The following is a 942-nucleotide window of genomic DNA, read 5'->3' on the forward strand; positions in this document are numbered from 1 at the left end:
ACGGCAGCTGTAGTTCGTGATCTTTGCGGTTGGTGGTCATGTGGTGGCGGCTGCGGTGATGTGGTTCCAGCGGCGGTGGCAGGCGGCGGCGCGGTGCTGGTGACGGCGTCGCCAGCGTGACCAGTGCAGGACGTGCACCAGGTCGCGGCATGGCGCGGGCAGGATGGTGGCCCTGAGAAGGACAAGGAGCTCGGGTCGGGTGAGGGGGATCAGCTCGGTCTGGGACGACGGCTCGGTGGGGTGGTGGCGGGCGAGGGTTGCGGCCAGGAGGGCGGCGGCGATCAGGCTGATCAGGCTCCACCGCATCCAGGAGTTCCAGCAGGTCACCTGGCCTTGGTCGAGTCCGGTCAGGGACTTCGCGGCGCGGAAGTCCTCCTCGATCCGCCACCTCGTGCAGACCACCGCCACAAGGTCGTGCAGAGCGGCCGGCGTGGTGGAGTGGCAGCGGTAGAAGGACACCTCGCGGGTGTAGCGGTGGCGGCGGACGAGCAGGACGCTGTGGCCCGGCGCCTGTCCGGTCGGGGTGTCGTCGCCGGTGATGTCGATCATCGCCCAGTCGTAGTGGCGATCGCCCTTGGTGCCGTGTCCGGTCCGCAGCCGCTGCCAGGCCCGGCGGGGCAGCCTGGCCAGCAGGGCGGTGACGCTGAAACGCCCGGCTGGGGTGGTCACGTGGTGGCCCGCAGGAACGGCGATCGCGTAGTCGTAGCCCAGTTCGCGCATTCGGTATCGCAGTTCGCGTCCGCCGTAGACTTCGTCGGCGGCCACCCAGCGGGCGGGCAGTCCCGCGGCGCGGGCCCGGGCGAGCATGCCCGCGGCCAGCTCGGGCTTGGTGGCGAAAACCAGCTCGTCGGGCACGCCGGTCAGCTCGCGGCGCTCATCGTCGGCGGCCCAGTCCTTGGGCAGGTACAAGGCGCGGTCGATCAGGGCGTGCCCCGAACTGCT

Annotated in this window: 1 protein-coding gene; it reads right to left on the reverse strand. The window is 70.9% G+C overall.

Annotated elements, in window-relative coordinates; translation table 11 throughout:
• Nucleotides 1-36 precede the first annotated feature (36 nt).
• Nucleotides 37-942, reverse strand: a 906-nt coding sequence (locus AC3ET4_RS30855) for an IS701 family transposase (protein ID WP_431955280.1), incomplete at its 5' end; no start/stop codon positions are given.

The organism is Actinacidiphila sp. bgisy167, assembly GCF_057707665.1.